Below are 16,143 nucleotides of genomic sequence, written 5' to 3'. Positions count from 1 at the left end.
CCCCACCGCAATCTTCATTGACGGGTTCGGTGAACCGGCGACCATGACGAACGGACCCGACGCGGAGCGCGAGACGAAAAGTCGAACCGACGACGAGTACGACGTCGCGGTCGTCGGCGGCGGCGTCGCCGGGCTCTCGGCGAGCACGTTCACCGCTCGCGACGGACTGTCGACGCTCGTGCTCGACGCGGGCGAGTCGATCCTGCGGCGTAACGCCCACCTGGAGAACTTCCCGGGGTTCCCCGCGGGGGTCAACGCCAGACTCCTGCTGGAGATGCTCGGCGACCAGGCCGAGACCGCCGGCGCCGACCGACAGACTGCGACGGTCGAGACCGTCGAGACCAGCGATACTGACGAGCCCAGCGAGTCCGACGGCCACGGCTTCGTCGTCGAGACGGTCGACGGCCAGCGGTACCGTTCGCAGTACGTGATCGCGGCGACGAAGAACATCACGGACTACCTCGACGGCATCGAGGGCGTCGGGATCGTCGACCGCGGGAAGTCGTACGTCGACACGGACGAGCGCGGGCGCACGGGCGTCGACGGCCTCTACGCGGCCGGCCGACTCGCCGAGAAACCCCACCAGGCGATCGTCTGTGCCGGCCACGGCGCCGAGGTGGCGGTCACCCTGCTCGAGGACGCCGACCGGGGGTTCTACCACGACTGGGTCGCGCCCGAAGGGTACTTCTCGGACCGAGACCGCGAGGTCCCGCCCGGCTGTGAAGAGATCGACGCGGCCGAACGCGAGCAGCGGGAAGCCGCATCGCTCGACGCCATGTCCGAGTACTTCGCCGAGCCCCATCCCGACGAGCAGGAGACCCACCCGAGTCTGCGCGAAGAGAGCGAGTGAGAAGGCGGAACGTCAGTTCGAGCCAGTCTCTGCGATGACGCTGGCTCCACGGTGCCGTCGATCTCGGTTTCGGACGCCTCTCGCTCGGAAACGCCGCCCGGGCGGCGGGTGCAACTACGCTCTCGAGGGAGCCGGCTCGACGATCTGTTCGAGGTCGAACAGTCGCAGGTCGTCGCGATCGGCGGCCGCGTCACGAACAGACTGCGTGAACCCGCTTCGGGCGAACAGCGCGAACTCGTGCGCTACGTCCGTCCCATCGGGGGACCACCGGATCTCCTCGGTATGCGCTTCGAGTGAGGCGAGTGCGCTGTAATCGAGTGGCGCGGACGTGAACTTGCATTCGCCCGTCACCATGGTCCCATCTGCGGAGAGTCCGACGACGTCCACCTCGTGCTCGTTGTACCACCAGCGGCCGATATCGGTGAACGTCGTGTCGGGATACAGTTCGGGCAGGATATCCTGACACCGCGTTTCGAACGCCCCGCTCACGAAGTCCGCCAGCTCGGGTTCGATGACCGTCCCGTACGCGTCGGCACCCAGTCGCTCGTAGCGGTCTTCGTTCCCGTAGACGAACCGGAACCAGAACCTGAACAACGGATCGAGAATCCGGTACCGACCCCGGCGTGACTTCGTCTCGTCCTCCGTGACCGGGACTTCACGTTCGACCAGCCGCAGTCGCTCTAGTTTCTGCGTGTACGTCGAGATCTGCTTGCCGTCTATCCCGACCGTCTGCGCGATCTCGTTCGACGTCGTGTTCCCGGCCGCGATCGCCTTCAGGATAGCAAAGTACCGGTTCGGCTCCGTCAGTTCGGTTCGGAGCACGTACTCCGGCTCGTCGTGCAGGAACCCCTGCCGTGACAGCAGCGACTCCTGAATGACTGTTCCGAGGTCGTCGTCCAGGTCGATGCCGTCCAGATAGTACGGCGTCCCACCGAAGATACCCCACGCGAGGAACAGTTGCTCGGGGGTGTAGCTCTCGGGGAAGAACGTGCGCGCGGCGGCGAAATCGAGCTGGCGGAGATCGATCTTCTCGGAAAACCGGCCGTACAGCGGGCTGTTTCCGAGGAGCGTCGCCTCTTCCATCATGCTGATAGAGGACCCGACGAGCACGAGTGTCACCCCGGTTCCGCGTAACTCCTGGTCCCACAGTCGCTGGATCACCGACGGGAGACTCTCGTCGGCGTCGATCAGGTACGGGAATTCGTCCAGCACGACGACTGCATCCTGGTCGGCGAGATACCCGAGCAGCGACTCCCACTCGCTCTCGATCCGGTCGATCCCGGGAAACGACTCCGCTGCCACGTCCTCGAACGCGTCCAGTTGGACCTGCCGGGTCGTTTCAGTCGCCTGGTACAGAATCGCGTCGTCGCGGTCCGCGAGCGACTCTCGGACGAGTTCAGTCTTCCCGAGACGGCGACGCCCGAATATCACGACCATATCGGCGTCGTCCGACTCGTAACAGTCCCGAAGCCGGCCGAGTTCGTCCTCCCGATCCACGAATCGCTCCATACGCTATCGCTGGGCCCCAACCGAATAAAACGCTCGAATAACCAAATACAGAATAGGCTATTCTAGAATTGGCTAATCGGAACTGGTTTTCCAGTCGTCGTACGGTGAACATAGAAACGGTCACGCCTCACAGCCGCTGACCACAACGAAGTCTCGCTACCGACAGAAGACGTCGTACAGGCGTCTCGTATCCATCCTTTGCTCCCTCGACCCGCTCAATATAGGTGGCGCAGGTATCGGTCAGTACAGGTAATCGACCTACCGCTGTAGAGTGCTGTCTCTCCAACTGTTGTCAACAATCTCGTGCTGAATGCAGAGCATAGCTCCAGTAATACTCCTTGAAAGCTATCTGGTCGGTAGACTCCGTTGTCTCCCTCACCCTGACTAGCCAAGCCCGACGAACACTGCTCCGAGCATGTTTTGACTTAGATGAGGCTCGCATAAGTAGCGATAGATCGCTGGATCGTCGAACGTATGAGTAAATGTCTCGTCGTCGGCATCAACCGGGTCCCCGCTATCGAATCGACCTTGCTCGGCCACGACGTTATGGGCCCCACCCCGGCCGGTCCACTCCCAGACGACTTCTGTCCCTGCGGAGACAGCTATTGCTGGCGGTCCATACTTGAAGTATCCAATCCCGCCTTCGACGCCGACCTGAATAGTCACTGACGACTCCCCGCGATAATCGCGGGTTCCCTCGTAGTTACTCACATTGTCGAACCAGCCGCGATAGTTGGGTTCTGCGTCGAGATACGGTCTGTCCCTGTCGGTCTCGGTGCCGTTTCCGTCCGGGCAGCCAGCGAGCACTCCGCCGGCGACGGTTCCGCCGGTGGCCCGGAGAAACTTTCGGCGGTCGATTCCCATACCACAGCGGCGGCTTCGACGCCGATTACTATGATCCGCTTACTCGCAGGGAGCGGGGCCACAGCGGCTCGGTGGCGGGCTTGATAAGGAGACCTACCAGTGCCGGCGACGACGCTCGACTTACCGGTAATACCGCCTGAGTAACGAAGTCGTTCGCTGCCCGAGGAGGGACCATGGCAACCGAGGGTCAACAGCAACGCTCCACGCTGTCGTACGGCATCGCTTCGCTCAGAACCCTTGATTGGACTGCGATAGTCCTAGCCCTCGCGACAGCCGTGATCCACCTGTACCTGTTCACGACCGAAGACTGGCTCCCCTTCTTGCTCGCCGGTGTGGGCTTCCTGGGTGCGGTCGGCGTCCTGATCGCGCTGCCGCGGTACCGCCACTGGCTTTATCCGGCCGGAGTGCTGTTCGTTCTTGCACAAATCGTCGGCTACCTTCTGCTGCCACTCGGGCCGCTCTGGATCGGTGTCCTTGATAAAGTGATTCAAGTCGTGCTCATTCTTGTACTTCTACAACTGTTCCGTACAACTACGAAGCCTGACCGGTGAGATTGCTGTATGCCCCGTGAAGAAAAGCTCTACCCGGCCAAGTTATATAGATAGTATATATCAACACGGCCTTCACCCACGAATCTATCTCCAGATAGCGGAGCCGAGCCAATTCTAGAGTGGTGTCCAGCAAGACAAGCGTTGTTCTATTCTGTCTTGAGTGGTGTCTGGCTGGAGATGAACGTTTGAATTGTGCTGTTGAAGAACTCGGGATTATCCCAGGGGGATGCGTGGCCTGCGTCGGGGACTTCTTGGATAGTTGCGTCGGGGATTTGTGCGGATAGAGTCGGAGCGTGACGGCTGATTATAGAGGTTTCGTGTTCGCCGTAGAGGATGAGTGTCGGGACGGTGATTGAGGTAAGGTCAATGTCGGTAGTGTGGAAGCCGGCGACTGCCTTGAGGGCATTCACGGCGTCCGTGGTATCCATATCAGGGAAAGCGTGGGGACGGAGACTTGTGGTCTGATTCCGTTCCAGTTTGCGTCCGAACCACAACACGAGACCCTTCGCACGGTTGTATCCCACAAGGCGAATGAGGCCAGCCATGGCATTCATCAGGCTGGATCGCTCGATGCGGTCGCGCCGGCCGAGGAACGCTGGGGAGAAGGTGTCGGCGAGCACAAGGGCGCTGAGTGGATCCGGATAGCGACTTGCGTAGACTTGGGCGATCATCCCACCCATCGAGACTCCACAGAGAACCGGACGTTCAAGTCCCATCTCAGTGATGAACCGGTGGAGGTCTTCTGCCAGCAGGTCGATTGAATACGGTGCGTGCTGGGGGTTTGTGGTGTTGCCGTGGCCTCGGAGATCGTATGCAATTGCGGTGTATCTGTCGCTGAATGCCTCCAGCTGTTGTGCTGCTGCTGAGTGATCGGATAGAGCGCCGTGTATGAAGACGATAGGCGGGCCATTCCCGCTCACCTCGTAGTAGGTGTCAATCTCGCCTGTCTGAACTGTGGGCATCTACCAACCAATACAGCACTACGCGAGATGAAGTTGCCGTAAGAACCCAAGACGGAGCCTCATTCACCACGGAAAACCAGATACCGTGTTACTTTCGTATCATACAACAGACAATCGGATGCTAAATATGAGTCATACATACAACACGACACGCAGAACACTGCCGATTTTCGACAAGGTGGCCAGCGGTCAATACGCAGGCTCTATCGAATACGCCATTCATCCCTGCCAAAGACGAAATAAATACAGCAGGTGGCTTCGTGTTGATAGATCTCTCCTCTCCTACCACGACTGGGTCGCGTCGGAAGGGTACTTCTCCGACCGGGACCGCGAGGTCCCGCCCGGCTGTGAAGAGATCGACGCGACCGAGCGCGAACGGCGGGAAGCCGCGTCGCTCGACGCCATGTCCGAGTACTTCGCGGAGCCCCATCCCGACGAGCAGGAGACGCATCCGAGTCTCCGAGACGACGCCGAGTGAGGGGTCACCCCTCGATACGAGTCGTCTCCACAGAGACGTCGCTTCCGGGCTCGATCGGCCGCGCGTAGACAGTTTCCGTCGAAGACACGGTGACATGCAGACCCGCGTCCGTGAACAGCACCGTCACGTCCGGCGGCGAATCGGTCGTGACGGCCGCTTCCAGGACATCGAGGTCGATCGATTCCGAGAGAGGCGGCAACTCGTGGTACTCTCCCCCCAATACGTCAGAAACTGTCTCGACCACGGTCAAAGTCGTCTCACCTGGGGGCTGTTCCATACAGCGCCCGACCCGTCCAGTTACCTTCAGTCGTGAACATCGTTACGAACGGATTACTGGGGGTACTCACACTGTCGTCCGGGACACCGCCTATTACTCCGGTCGGTCCGTCCAGTCGCGGGATTCGGCGTTCTCGACCGCTAGAGCGGGTGGCCGTTCTTGCACTTCGGGCAGTAGATGTACCCGTCTCTGACCAGCAGATACGACCGACGACACCGTTCACACCGACCACTGATCGACAGATTCCCGACTTCTCTGGCGACCCCTTTGAGCGTGTTCTTCAGACGCTCGATTTCCATCTCCTGGCGCTCGAGGCGAGCGAGGATCGGCTCCTCCCGAGGTGGAGTGGACTGGCTCATTGGAGTCCGAGACCGTGTTCCGTGGGGACGGTCTCGGCAAGGTTATCACAGTTCGACCAGGAACTCGTCTCCTCGCCGACGGAGGTGTCGCACGAAACGCAGCGGCGGAGGCACGTCGACCTGTGACCGCTACCTCGTGACTGCTCTCGACGTGGCTCCGCGGCCGGGACCTCCGGAACTCTGTTGAACGTCATCGTCCGATACGAGAGCGGTAGTCTCTATAGCCAGCACGGCTAAAGGATTAGGCCCCGGATCAGCGGCGATCAGTAACCAGATCCCTTCCGGCAGGTCGTGGTACTTCGCGGTGACCGACCCTTCCCCAGTTCGGAGTGATTGTCCGTACGTACGGCCTCCGACGCCCGAGGTACTCCTGTTTCGGAGTCGCCGATTTGCACACCCCCCTCACGCTCGGTTCGCCCTCACTCTCCGTGAGAGGTGGTCGCAGATACCGGGAGTCGTTTCGACGTCCAGCTAGCTCACGGGCTGTGTGGCCAGTCCCGATCCCGGACGGCCGCCGGGTCGAGCGTGGGCCGGCGGATCCGGTCGCCGAGTTCCGGGTCGAGGCCACAGTCACGGACGTACTCGACGACCGCCTCGTACTGCGGGCCGTGGCGCTCGACGACGTTCGCGGGGTCGAGCGACGGGAAGAGCGCGTCGCTGTCGACGAAGAAGCGCGTGGTCGCGACCTCGTAGGTCGCGTTCCGGTCGACGGGGTCGCCGTCGACGCGTGCCGCCCGGAGTTCGTCGGCCGCGTCGTCCCAGACGACGCTCGCGCCGCTCACGTGACCGAAGTGCCAGCGCGGGAGGTCGTCCGGGGCCGAGTCGAGCGCGAGGGCACCGAGCGTGTCCAGCAGCGCCGCTCCGTCGATCCGCAGGGTGCAGAGATCGGCCGCGTACGGCGCGACGCTGACCAGATCGAAGGCCGTCACTTCGCCCGCGAGCGGCGGGCGGCGACGGAACCCGCCGCCGGAGTTGACTGCCACGTCGGCGCCCGTTTTCCACCGATGTGCGTCCGTGATCAGGTTCCCGATCCGGCTCTCGCCGCGTTTGCAGGCGCGCATGTCGCAAGGTACTGGATCGACGGCGGTCGCGACCGCGTCGGAGAGTCCCGTCGCCGCCATCCGCTCTCGGATCGCGTCGGCGACGTCGGTCGCGACCGGCCCGTTGTCGACCGACGTGTCGTCGACCGCGTGATGCGTCGCGGTCGGGCGGTCGCCCTCGAAGGAGACCTCGAGGAGGTATCGGCCCGTTCCCCCGGGGCGACAGACGAGCGTGCCGTCGACGCGGTCGACCCGACGCTCGTGGTCGTGGCCGCCGAGGATCAGGTCCGCGTCGACGGCCCGGGCCAGGTCCGTGTCGTCGCCGAGATGCGAGACGACGACCGTCCGGTCGACGCCCTCACCTCGAAGCGCCTCGACGGCCGTTCTCGCTGCCGGGACGGGATCCGTAAACTCGACCGGTGCGGCGTTCGGGTTGATCTCGGCCGTCTCGGGATGGGCGACCCCGAGGAGGCCGACGCGACGTCCCCCCGCATCGACGACGGTCCACGGGCTCGCCCCCTGGGCGGCCGCGAACGGGTCGCCGTCTCGCGTCGCGTTGGCGCAGAGCCACGGCTGGGGGGAGTCCGCGACGACCGAGAGCAAGGCGTCGATCCCGTGGTCGAAGTCGTGGTTGCCGAACGTCTCGGCGTCCGGGTCGACGCTCCGGAAGAAGTCGAGCGACTGACGCCCCTCGGTCACGACCGACAGGACGCCCGGCCCGGTGTCGTCGCCGCCGCCGGTGACGACGGTCGAGTCGTCGCGCAACTCGTCGATCAGGCCGGCGAGTCGCCCGACGCGTTCGGGGTCGTCGTAAGCGGCCTCGACGTCGGCGTAGTGGAGGACGCGGAGGGCCATTCGTGGACCCGTCGGCGGGCGGAGTCAAAGTCGTTCCGGCGGTCGGCGTTGCGTTCGAGCCGACGTTACATTCGAGCCAACCCGATGCACGTCAGCAAGTGCTCGACGGCCGCCAGTTGCAGCTGGACCGCCCGGATGCAATCGTCCGTCGCTCCGCTGGCCCGCCCGAACCGTGCCCTTTATCTTTTAGGTTTGCCTAAACCCACGCGATGACCACCGGCACGCAGTCACACACCGACGCCGATTCCGACGCGGGCCCGGAGCCGACCGCCGACGACCGGCCGGCTATCTCGGCCTGTGAGAGCTGTCCCGGGCGCTCCGTCTTCATCGAGTCCGGGAACACGGACGGATGGATCGCGAGCGACGAGACCCTGGAGGTGCGCCGATAGCCATGAGCGACGCGGACGCGCCGTCGACCGAGGACGAATCGACGGACCCCGAGGACGACACGACCGACCACGAGGACGAGCGCACCACGATCAGGAACGGCCGCGCGTACGAGGAGGAGTACCGACTCGACGCCGCGGAGGCGGGTCGCTTCCTCGTCGACCTCGGCGAGCAACTGCAGGCGGGCGACGAACTCACCATCTCGACCGACGAGTGGGAACTCCCGTTCGCGTTCGGCGAACCCGTCGGACTGGAGGTCGACTTCGACGGCGTCGGCGAACCCGAACTCGAGATCGAACTCGAACTCCCGGGCCGCACCGACGAGGCCGCGCCGCGCGTCGAGTAGGTCGGGCGAGGCGGGGTGTCAGTACGTTCCGACCGCGACACCGAGTAGTTCGAAGTCTCGAACGTTGTCCGTGAGCACTGCGTCGTCGAGGATCTCTGCCATCGCGGCGATGTACGCGTCGTTCATGCTGATACCGCCTGACTGGCCGCGGTCGGCTGCTTCCGCCTGCAGCGTTCCCGCAGTTCGCGCGACTTCCTCGTCGACGTCCACCCGCGGATACCCGAGGAGTCGGTTGCGGACTTCGGCTTCGGTCGTGTCGCTTCTGGCTGTCGCGACACCGTAGTACGTCTCCGCGACGACCGGGGTCGGTAACCACTGCATCTCGCCTCGTTCGACCAGTTCGCTTCCCTTCTCGAACGCGTCCGGGTCTTCGGCCATCAGGTCGAAGAGATACGACGAGTCGATTATCATCCGTCGTCGCCTTCGAAGGCTTCCTTCGCCGCCGAGAGTCTGTCCTCGTCGCGGCCGCGCAGGTCCTCGACCGCCGCTTTCGCCGTCTCGGCCTCCGCGTCCGTCAGCAGGCCCGCGACGTCGTCGGGGGAGGGACCTCGTGTCATCCGACGGAGCGCCTCCTCCATCGTCTCACCCTCGTCCTTGTGGGCGGTCAGCCACTCGTGGTACTCCTCGGAGACGCGGATGGTTTTGACCATGTCGTATATTCGGATATACGGGCCCAAGAGCGTTTCGCCGGCGGAAAGTCGACCCAGTCGTTCAGTCAGTCCTCACTATCGCGGCCTTTGAACGCGCGCTGGCCGGCCATGACCGTCCGGACGGACTCGATGGCGATGGTGCCGCCGACCGTGTCGGTGTTCTCGGCGATGCGGTAGATCTGGCCGGGCAGGTCGGCGATGGCGGCGAGGAGGACGACGGCGCCGACGGCGACGCCCGCCGGGAGGTAAATGTTCCCGGTGAACGCTGCGACGACGCCGACGCCGAGTCCGAGCGTGCCGGCGACGGTCCCGAGGATAGAGAGGGTCACGAGGAACGCCTTCCGGAGGTTGGTCCGCTGGTTGTGGCGGATCCAGTCGGCGTAGCTGTCGACGAGCCACGCGAGCGCCTCCGTCTCGGAGAGGTCGGCCGCGTCCTCCAGTCCGACGGGGTCGGCGCCGACGCGCTGCCCGGCGGTCGCGTAGGTCAGTCCCGCCGCGGCCGCCGACAGCACGAACAGGCAGACGCCGATCCCGACGGCCGGATTGAGCACGAGCGAGACCGCGGCCGCGTCGCTCGCGGCGGCGAACGACAGCGCCGACAGCAGGACGCCGACGATACCGACGTTCAGCCGGAACACGGACAGCGCCTTCGCGTCGATGTCGTCCAGCGTCGAGAGCTGCGCGTCCAGCGTCGTCCGCGCCTCCTCCCGGGCGATCCGGAGGGCATCCACGCTCGGGCCGTTCGTATCTCCACCTGACATGTAACGCAGTCGTGTCGGTGACGGTGTAATACTGTCGGCCGGAACGGTTATCTTACAGGACACATATTCGACAGGTATGGAGATCCCTGATGCGGTCCGCGACGACCTCGAATCACGTGCGAACGTGGTCGGGACGTGCATCGGCCCGAAGCGCGTCGGCGACCAGCCCACCGACGAGGAGGTCCTCATCGTCCTCGTCTCGCGGAAACTGCCGGAGGCGCAGCTCGGCGAGTCGGACAGGATCCCGGCCGAGATCGAGTTCGACCACGAGACCGTCAAGACGGACGTCCAGGAGGTCGGGGACGTTCGGTTCCAGGCGGCGGCGACCGAGCCCGCCGAACGGCCCGACCGCGAACGGCGGTGGCGGCCGGCGCCCGCCGGCGTCTCGTTCGGCCACCCCGAGATCACCGCGGGAACGCTCGGGAGCCCACCGCTGGAGGCCGAGGACGGAGCGACGGTCGTGCTGACCAACGCTCACGTCGCGGCCCCGATCGACGTCGCGGAACCGGGGGACGACGTCCTCCAGCCGGGTCCCGCCGACGGCGGGACGGAGGACGACGCGATCGGGACGCTCGTCGAGGGGAGCGATATCAGTCCCGACGAGCCGAACACGACCGACAGCGCCATCGTCGCGGTCGATCCCGAGCGGTTCACGGACACCGTGCTGGGGATCGGCGAGTTCGCCGGGTTCACCGAGGTCGAGATGGACGCGACGTTCACGAAGAGCGGTCGGACGACCGGCGTGACGACCGGCGACCTGCGCGGTCGGGACGCCCGCATCAAGGTCCGCGGGTACCACGACGAGCCGACGGTGTTCGAGGGGATCGACGTGTTCGGGCCGATGAGCGCCGCCGGCGACAGCGGCAGCCTGATCGGGATCGACGGCGAGGACGGGTTCCGCGCCACGAACCTGCTGTTCGCCGGGAGCGACCGGACGACGCTGGGGGTCCCGATCGACGCCGTCGAAGAAGAACACGGTTCGCTGGCGCCCGCGACGGGCGCCGACGCCGGCGAGGAGTGACGAACCGGGTATTGATACGGACCGGGCAGACTCCGGTGCGGTCGACGAGCGGTGCGGTCGCGCCTACGTCCAGCCGTAGCCCCACTCCTCGAGTTTCGCGAGGACGAGTCCGGGGTTCTCCTGGGCCACGGCCATCGCGGCCTCGGTCACGTCGGTCTTGTAGACGTCCTCGCCGAGTTCCGCCTCCATCTCGGCGACGAGGTCGTCGATCCCCGTCTCGACGTGGTCCCGGAGGAACACGGGCCGCTGGGTGCGCCCGTCCTTGACGCCGTCTCTGGCGTGGATGTAGGGGAGCGACTGGCGCTGTGTCGACTCGCCGCCGGACGAGCGCCGGTCATCGAGCGACGAGGTGCCAGTCGACCCAGTGTCCCGGCGCTCGGATCCGATCCCCGACGAACTCGACGGCGACTCGTGCCCGTCCGTCGGTTCCGCCGTCGGCTCCGATTCGAGGACGGCCCCGGTACCGGTGTCGGGGTCGGGGTCGGGGTCGACGGACTCCACGACCGTCGAATCATCGTCGCCGTCGTCGCCGCTCTCCGCGGGCTCCTCGGCGAAGGGGTCGTCCGCCGATCCCTGCTTCATGCTTCCACCGCCTGGGTCTCGCGGACGCGTTCGGCGAGCGCCTCGATCTTCTCCAGGGTCTCCATCTCGTGGTCGCGCTCGCGGTCGCGATACTCGTCGATATAGCGAAATGCGGTACATTGTTCGGCCCAGCAGCCCTCGAGCAGGGACGAGCGTTCGCGCAGTCGAGTCGGGATCTGCCAGCCGTCGTTCGAGAGCTCCCGGAGGAAGCGGTCCTGGTCGTTCATCCCCTTGTACCGGTTCGGGACGACCGCGAGGACGCCCACTTCGATGCCGAGCTGGTCTTCGAGCCCGCCGACCAGCTGGTCGAGGCCCTGGACCGACTCGTACCCCTTCCCGCTGGGTTCGAACGGGATGACGAGGTGGCGCGTCGCGTGGATCGCGTTGTGGAGTTTGATGTCGGCGGTCGCCGGCGGGTCGATGATGAGCGTGTCGTACTGCTCGTGGACCCCGGCCTCCCGGAGGACGCGCAGCAGTTGCTTGTTCGGGTTCCACGACTCCCCGAAGTCCGCGGCCTCCTCTTCGCGTCGACGCAGGTGTTTCGACGCGTACTCGAGGATGTTGTGCGAGGGGACGATGTCGATCCCCTCGCTCGTCTTGATCAGGTTCGCGAAGTCGTCGCGCGGGCGATCGATCATGTGCCGGAGGAGGCTGTCGGCCTGCTCGTCGTCGCGGTCCTCGGCCACGTCGAGGAGGTGCGAGAGCGACGCCTCCTGCGTGTCGAGATCGACGACGAGCACGTCTCTGCCCGCCCGAACCTCCGCTTTCGCCAGGTTCGCGGCGAGCGTCGTCTTCCCGACGCCCCCCGCTTCGGAGTACACCGTGTAAGCCAGCATACCCACCCAGTTGAGCTACTCAGTCATAAAACTCAGTCAGACGAGGTAGCTGACTGACGTAGCTGACGAACCCAGCTAAGTAGCTTAGCTGAGTGGATTAGCTGGCTGGCTTAGCTAATCGAGATAGCTGAGTCAGCCAGCTGATCGGAATAACTACCCAGCCCAGCTACCACGAATAGCCAGACAGGTCAGTCGAGTTACGCAGTCGACCCGTACAGCCGACTCGTATAGCCAGACAGGTCAGCCGGACAAGGTAGTTAGACAGATCAGTCGAGCGGGACAGCCGGACAGGTCAGTCGAGCGGGACAGGAAGTGAGTTCGGTCGAGTCGGGGTCGCTCCCGAGACGCCGCTCAGTGGAGGGACCCCTCCCGGACCCGGTCGTCGTGGGCGAACAGGGCGTAGCCGACCTCGACCGGCGTGTACCCCGTCTCGTCCGCGATCTCGCGGATCGGTTCGATCATCTCGACGTAGTCTGCGGCGTCGAAACTCTCCTTCCGGCCGTCGAGGTACCCCGTCCGCTCCAGCGACGCCCAGACCCGCGTGTCGACCACGGCGTGTCGGTCGCCGTCGAGCGCCGCGAGCACGCACGAGGCCGTCGGTGCCTTGAACCCACTCAGCCCGGTGAGTAGCTGGATCTTCGAGAAGTCCCCCTCGACGCGCAGGACGTTCGCCGTCACCTCGCGACAGCGGGGTTCGGGATTGGACTCCACGTGATAGGCGCTCCGTGTCGAGGACTCGTAGGCGACGTCGTAGAGCTGGTCGCGGGTCAGGTAGCCCTGCTCGCGATACGTCTCGCCGAACGACTCGAGGCGCTCGGGAAGGACGCCCTGCGTCTCGGCGTAGGACGACAGGTTGTCGGCGACGAACTCCTCCATGGCGGGCGAGTGAGTGCTCGGCCGGGTAAAATCCCGTGGATGGTCGGCGGAGCGAGTCGACTTCGAAGGGGGAAAGTGGCCGATAGCCGTACCCGCGGTATGCGACGCCGTGAGCTGTTGACATCGGTCGGCGCGGTCGCGACGGGTGGTCTGGCCGGCTGCTCGGCCGAGCGCGAGACGACCACGCCGGCGTTCCAGACGTCGGCCGGGTTCGAGTCCGGCGAGTCGCTCCCGGCCCGCTTCACCTGCGACGGCGACGGGGTTTCGCCGCCGTTCGAGGTCGGCCGGGTCCCGGAGCCGACCGAGGCGCTCGCGGTGACCGCCGAGACCGACGGCGGCCCGCTCGACGAACCGGTCCGCTGGTCGATCTGGAACGTCCCGCCCGAGACCGAACGGATCCCGGCCGCCGTCCCGCGGACGGAGACCGTCCCGTCGCTCGGCGGGGCGCGACAGGGACGCGAAGAGGGCGGCGAGGTCGGCTACACTCCGCCCTGTCCGCCCCGGGGCGGGACGTCCGAGTACCGGTTCCAGGTGTACGCGCTCGGCGACTCCCTCTCGACCGAGGGCGGCGCGACACACGATACAGCCACGGAAGCCATCGTCGGCGCGACGTTCGCCAGCGACCGATTCACTGTGGAGTACACCCGGATGGACGGTACGGACACCGACTGACGGGAGAGACCACCCCGATGATCCCCTCACGGAAACGACCGAGGCGGAACCGTCTGCCGACTCCGACCCACATGAATCAGGACCGAATCCACGCACGAGAACCGAGTCATCACGTCGACCGCTGGTCAGTCGGGACTATCGAAGCCGTCGAGGAACGGGACGGCCACTGCGTCGTCACGGTGCGGACAGCAGCGGACGAAACAGTGTCGCTCACGGTCACCCTCGCCGTCCGCGACCTGTTCGTGCGTCGACTCCCGATCGACAAAGGGGAGTCGCCGGTCGGCGAGCGAGTCTGGTACCGGAAACGCGGCGGTGACTGACCCGAGCGACGGCCGTGCGGTCCGCCCCCACCGAACTGTTCAGGACGCTCCGATGTCAAAGGGCGCGAGCGAGTTGAACTCCGCGGTCGGCCGGGCCGCGTCTCCGACTGCCGCCGCCCGCGGCGAACGCCCGGCTACTCCCGAACGACCGAGAACTCGTAGTCCCCCGCCCCGACTTCGACCGCGAGCGCGTCGCCGTCGACCGTCACCGATTCGACCCCGTCGGGCAACTCGTCGCCGTCGTCGGTCAGGGTGGTGACGGACTCAGCGACGGCGGCGTCGGCGGCGTCCGCGAGTCGGACCGTCGCCGTCGCGTTCCACGGGACCGACACGGAGAAGTCGTAGCCGTCGTCGGTCCGCTCCCACGCGCTCTCGACCGAGCCGTTCGGCGTGTCGACGCTCGCCTCGACCCAGTCGAGGTCGGCGACGAGAGCGGGCGCGACGGTGACGTGTTCGGTCACCGGTCGGTCGCCGATGCGGATCCCCGCCAGCACCTCGTAGAAGAACTCCGAGACGTGCGTGAACGGCGAGTGGTTGAGGGAGTTCATCCCCGAGCCGACGCTGTCGTCCGAGTCCCAGCGCTCCCACATGGTCGTCGCCCCCTCGCGCGCCATGTACACCCAGCCCGGTCGCTCCGGCTGGCTGACGACCTCGTAGGCCAGTTCGGGGTAGCCGTGATCGGCGAGCGTGTGGATCAGCGGGCGGGTCCCGAGGAACCCGGTCCGAAGTTTGTCGCCGTCCGAGCGGACCTTCTCGGCGAGGTTCGCGGCGACGCGGTCGACCTCGGCGTCGGGAACCAGTCCGAAGAACAGCGGGACCGCGTAGGAGGACTGCGTTCCCGGGCCGTACGCGCCCTCGCTCGCGTCGAAGAAGCGGTCGGTGAACGCCGTCGCAACGGCCTCCGCGTGCTCGCGGTACTGCTCGGCGTCGGCCTCGTTGCCGAGGACCGCCGCTACCTTCGCGAACGTCTCGGTGACCTGGTAGAGGAAGGCGGTGTTGTAGAGGTCGTGGGGGAGGCCGCGGCGGCCGTCCGTGTTCTCGAAGGCGAGCCAGTCACCGTACTTCCCGTAGTCGTCGCCGAGGACCCCGTCGTCGGCGACCGAGAGCCAGTAGTCCACGTACGAGCGCATCCCCTCGTACTGCTCCCGGAGGATTCGCACGTCACCGTCGTGGCGGTAGCAGTACCACGGGACCATCACTCGCGTCACCGACCACGTCGGGTCCGCGGGCTCCTCGGCGGCCTTGTCCGGGATCACGTCGGGGACGTAGCCCATCGCCGAGGCGGCGTCGTCGTGGTCGCGGGCCCACTTCTCGTCGAAGCGGACCGCGGCGAAGTTGAACAGCAGCGCGCGCGTCGATATCTGGGCGTCGCCGGTCCAGCCGAATCGCTCGTCGCGCTGGGGGCAGTCCTCGGGGATCGAGTGGGTGTTCCCGCGGAGCCCCCAGACCGCGTTGTGCTGTACCTGCGCGAGGTCGGGATTCGAGCAGTCGAAGGTCCCGCGTCGGTCCATCGCGGTGTGGACCGCCTTCGCCGTCACGTCCGCCGGGTCGAGGTCGCCGGGGTAGCCCGAGACCTGCGCGTACCGGAACCCGTGATACGTGAATCTCGGTTCGTACGTCTCGGTCCCGTCGCCGCGGGCGACGTACGTGTCGGTCGCGTCCGCGCTCCGCAGGTCCGTCGTCGAGAGTTCCCCCGCGTCGGTCAGCGCCTCGGCGTGGCGGAGGGTGATCTCGTCGCCTCGTTCGGCCCCCTCGACCTCGAGTTCGAGCCAGCCGGTGAGGTTCTGTCCGAAGTCGAGGATCGGTCCGTCCTCGGCGTCGCGGACGACCTCGGCGTCGAACGTGTCGACGACGCCCATCGGTTCGATCCGCCCCGGTTCGAGCGCGCCACCGGGGCCGTCGACGACCGTCGCCGAATCCCAGTCCCCGGCGTCGAACTCGGCCGAG

General features: G+C 65.8%; 20 protein-coding genes and 1 pseudogene. 8 read left to right on the top strand and 13 right to left on the bottom strand.

All coding sequences use genetic code 11. The features are described 5' to 3' along the window. Window positions 1-43: 43 nt before the first annotated feature. The gene (locus tag D1409_RS17975; protein WP_123538379.1) at window positions 44-850 is read left to right on the top strand and encodes an FAD-binding protein; all 807 of its coding nucleotides are present in this window, start codon (window positions 44-46) and stop codon (window positions 848-850) included. A 114-nt stretch (window positions 851-964) separates the two neighbouring features. On the opposite strand, the gene D1409_RS17970 is transcribed toward D1409_RS17975, so the two are convergent. After that, a complete protein-coding gene (locus D1409_RS17970; protein WP_123538378.1) occupies window positions 965-2,359 on the bottom strand; it encodes an ATP-binding protein in 1,395 nt (464 codons plus the stop codon). A gap of 384 nt (window positions 2,360-2,743) precedes the next feature. Beyond that, window positions 2,744-3,223, bottom strand: a complete 480-nt coding sequence (locus D1409_RS17965) for a halocyanin domain-containing protein (protein ID WP_123538377.1) — start codon at window positions 3,221-3,223, stop codon at window positions 2,744-2,746. Between the two features lie 173 nt (window positions 3,224-3,396). On the opposite strand from D1409_RS17965, the gene D1409_RS17960 reads away from it, so the two are divergent. Further along, window positions 3,397-3,774 carry a DUF7475 family protein gene (locus tag D1409_RS17960; protein ID WP_123538376.1) on the top strand — a complete coding sequence of 126 codons (378 nt, stop codon included), beginning with the start codon at window positions 3,397-3,399 and terminating at the stop codon, window positions 3,772-3,774. Between the two features lie 146 nt (window positions 3,775-3,920). Here D1409_RS17960 and D1409_RS17955 read toward each other — a convergent pair whose 3' ends face one another. Then, window positions 3,921-4,736, bottom strand: a complete 816-nt coding sequence (locus D1409_RS17955) for an alpha/beta fold hydrolase (RefSeq protein ID WP_123538375.1) — start codon at window positions 4,734-4,736, stop codon at window positions 3,921-3,923. A gap of 283 nt (window positions 4,737-5,019) precedes the next feature. On the opposite strand from D1409_RS17955, the pseudogene D1409_RS17950 reads away from it, so the two are divergent. After that, window positions 5,020-5,214, top strand: a pseudogene (locus D1409_RS17950) (thioredoxin reductase); the annotation flags it as partial. 4 nt (window positions 5,215-5,218) lie between these two features. Here D1409_RS17950 and D1409_RS17945 read toward each other — a convergent pair. From D1409_RS17945 to D1409_RS17935, 3 genes are all read right to left on the bottom strand, one after another. Further along, on the bottom strand, window positions 5,219-5,458 hold the full coding sequence (locus D1409_RS17945; RefSeq protein WP_164471769.1) for a HalOD1 output domain-containing protein: 240 nt from the start codon (window positions 5,456-5,458) through the stop codon (window positions 5,219-5,221). A 173-nt stretch (window positions 5,459-5,631) separates the two neighbouring features. Next, window positions 5,632-5,850, bottom strand: coding sequence for a hypothetical protein (locus tag D1409_RS17940; protein WP_123538373.1), 219 nt, complete (start codon window positions 5,848-5,850; stop codon window positions 5,632-5,634). A gap of 476 nt (window positions 5,851-6,326) precedes the next feature. After that, entirely contained in the window at window positions 6,327-7,745 is a 1,419-nt protein-coding gene (locus D1409_RS17935; protein ID WP_123538372.1) for a bifunctional metallophosphatase/5'-nucleotidase, read from the bottom strand. A 209-nt stretch (window positions 7,746-7,954) separates the two neighbouring features. On the opposite strand from D1409_RS17935, the gene D1409_RS17930 reads away from it, so the two are divergent. Together D1409_RS17930 and D1409_RS17925 are read left to right on the top strand one after the other, a co-directional pair. Beyond that, window positions 7,955-8,134 carry a hypothetical protein gene (locus D1409_RS17930; protein WP_123538371.1) on the top strand — a complete coding sequence of 60 codons (180 nt, stop codon included), beginning with the start codon at window positions 7,955-7,957 and terminating at the stop codon, window positions 8,132-8,134. A gap of 2 nt (window positions 8,135-8,136) precedes the next feature. After that, the gene (locus tag D1409_RS17925) at window positions 8,137-8,478 is read left to right on the top strand and encodes an amphi-Trp domain-containing protein (RefSeq protein WP_123538370.1); all 342 of its coding nucleotides are present in this window, start codon (window positions 8,137-8,139) and stop codon (window positions 8,476-8,478) included. A gap of 18 nt (window positions 8,479-8,496) precedes the next feature. Here the strand turns inward: D1409_RS17925 and D1409_RS17920 are convergent, their stop codons facing one another. The 3 genes from D1409_RS17920 to D1409_RS17910 all read right to left on the bottom strand — a co-directional run bounded on the left by D1409_RS17920 (window position 8,497) and on the right by D1409_RS17910 (window position 9,889). Next, window positions 8,497-8,889, bottom strand: a complete 393-nt coding sequence (locus D1409_RS17920) for a PIN domain-containing protein (protein ID WP_123538369.1) — start codon at window positions 8,887-8,889, stop codon at window positions 8,497-8,499. Next, entirely contained in the window at window positions 8,886-9,128 is a 243-nt protein-coding gene (locus tag D1409_RS17915) for a hypothetical protein (RefSeq protein ID WP_123538368.1), read from the bottom strand. The genes D1409_RS17920 and D1409_RS17915 overlap by 4 nt, the downstream gene beginning before the upstream one ends. A gap of 65 nt (window positions 9,129-9,193) precedes the next feature. Further along, window positions 9,194-9,889, bottom strand: a complete 696-nt coding sequence (locus D1409_RS17910; RefSeq protein ID WP_123538367.1) for a hypothetical protein — start codon at window positions 9,887-9,889, stop codon at window positions 9,194-9,196. A 76-nt stretch (window positions 9,890-9,965) separates the two neighbouring features. Here D1409_RS17910 and D1409_RS17905 point away from each other — a divergent pair, with 76 nt between their 5' ends. Continuing rightward, window positions 9,966-10,910, top strand: a complete 945-nt coding sequence (locus D1409_RS17905) for a hypothetical protein (protein WP_123538366.1) — start codon at window positions 9,966-9,968, stop codon at window positions 10,908-10,910. 63 nt (window positions 10,911-10,973) lie between these two features. On the opposite strand, the gene D1409_RS17900 is transcribed toward D1409_RS17905, so the two are convergent. The 3 genes from D1409_RS17900 to D1409_RS17890 all read right to left on the bottom strand — a co-directional run bounded on the left by D1409_RS17900 (window position 10,974) and on the right by D1409_RS17890 (window position 13,204). Beyond that, window positions 10,974-11,492 carry a hypothetical protein gene (locus D1409_RS17900; RefSeq protein WP_123538365.1) on the bottom strand — a complete coding sequence of 173 codons (519 nt, stop codon included), beginning with the start codon at window positions 11,490-11,492 and terminating at the stop codon, window positions 10,974-10,976. Beyond that, complete coding sequence (locus D1409_RS17895; protein ID WP_123538364.1) at window positions 11,489-12,328, bottom strand: ParA family protein; 840 nt, start codon at window positions 12,326-12,328, stop codon at window positions 11,489-11,491. Before D1409_RS17895 ends, D1409_RS17900 begins: the two co-directional genes overlap by 4 nt. Before the next feature lie 351 nt (window positions 12,329-12,679). Then, on the bottom strand, window positions 12,680-13,204 hold the full coding sequence (locus tag D1409_RS17890; protein WP_123538363.1) for a hypothetical protein: 525 nt from the start codon (window positions 13,202-13,204) through the stop codon (window positions 12,680-12,682). Window positions 13,205-13,303: 99 nt separating this feature from the next. On the opposite strand from D1409_RS17890, the gene D1409_RS17885 reads away from it, so the two are divergent. Further along, the gene (locus D1409_RS17885) at window positions 13,304-13,876 is read left to right on the top strand and encodes a YbhB/YbcL family Raf kinase inhibitor-like protein (RefSeq protein WP_123538362.1); all 573 of its coding nucleotides are present in this window, start codon (window positions 13,304-13,306) and stop codon (window positions 13,874-13,876) included. Between the two features lie 71 nt (window positions 13,877-13,947). Beyond that, window positions 13,948-14,196, top strand: coding sequence for a DUF7861 family protein (locus D1409_RS17880; RefSeq protein WP_123538361.1), 249 nt, complete (start codon window positions 13,948-13,950; stop codon window positions 14,194-14,196). Between the two features lie 134 nt (window positions 14,197-14,330). Here the strand turns inward: D1409_RS17880 and D1409_RS17875 are convergent. Beyond that, on the bottom strand, window positions 14,331-16,143 hold a 1,813-nt coding region (locus D1409_RS17875), incomplete at its 5' end, for a family 78 glycoside hydrolase catalytic domain (RefSeq protein ID WP_164471768.1).

This window comes from Halosimplex salinum (genome assembly GCF_003730195.1).
GTDB classification, from domain to species: Archaea; Halobacteriota; Halobacteria; order Halobacteriales; family Haloarculaceae; genus Halosimplex; species Halosimplex salinum.
Note: the sequence above shows the minus strand (reverse complement) of the source record. Positions and strands in the feature narration are given on the sequence as shown.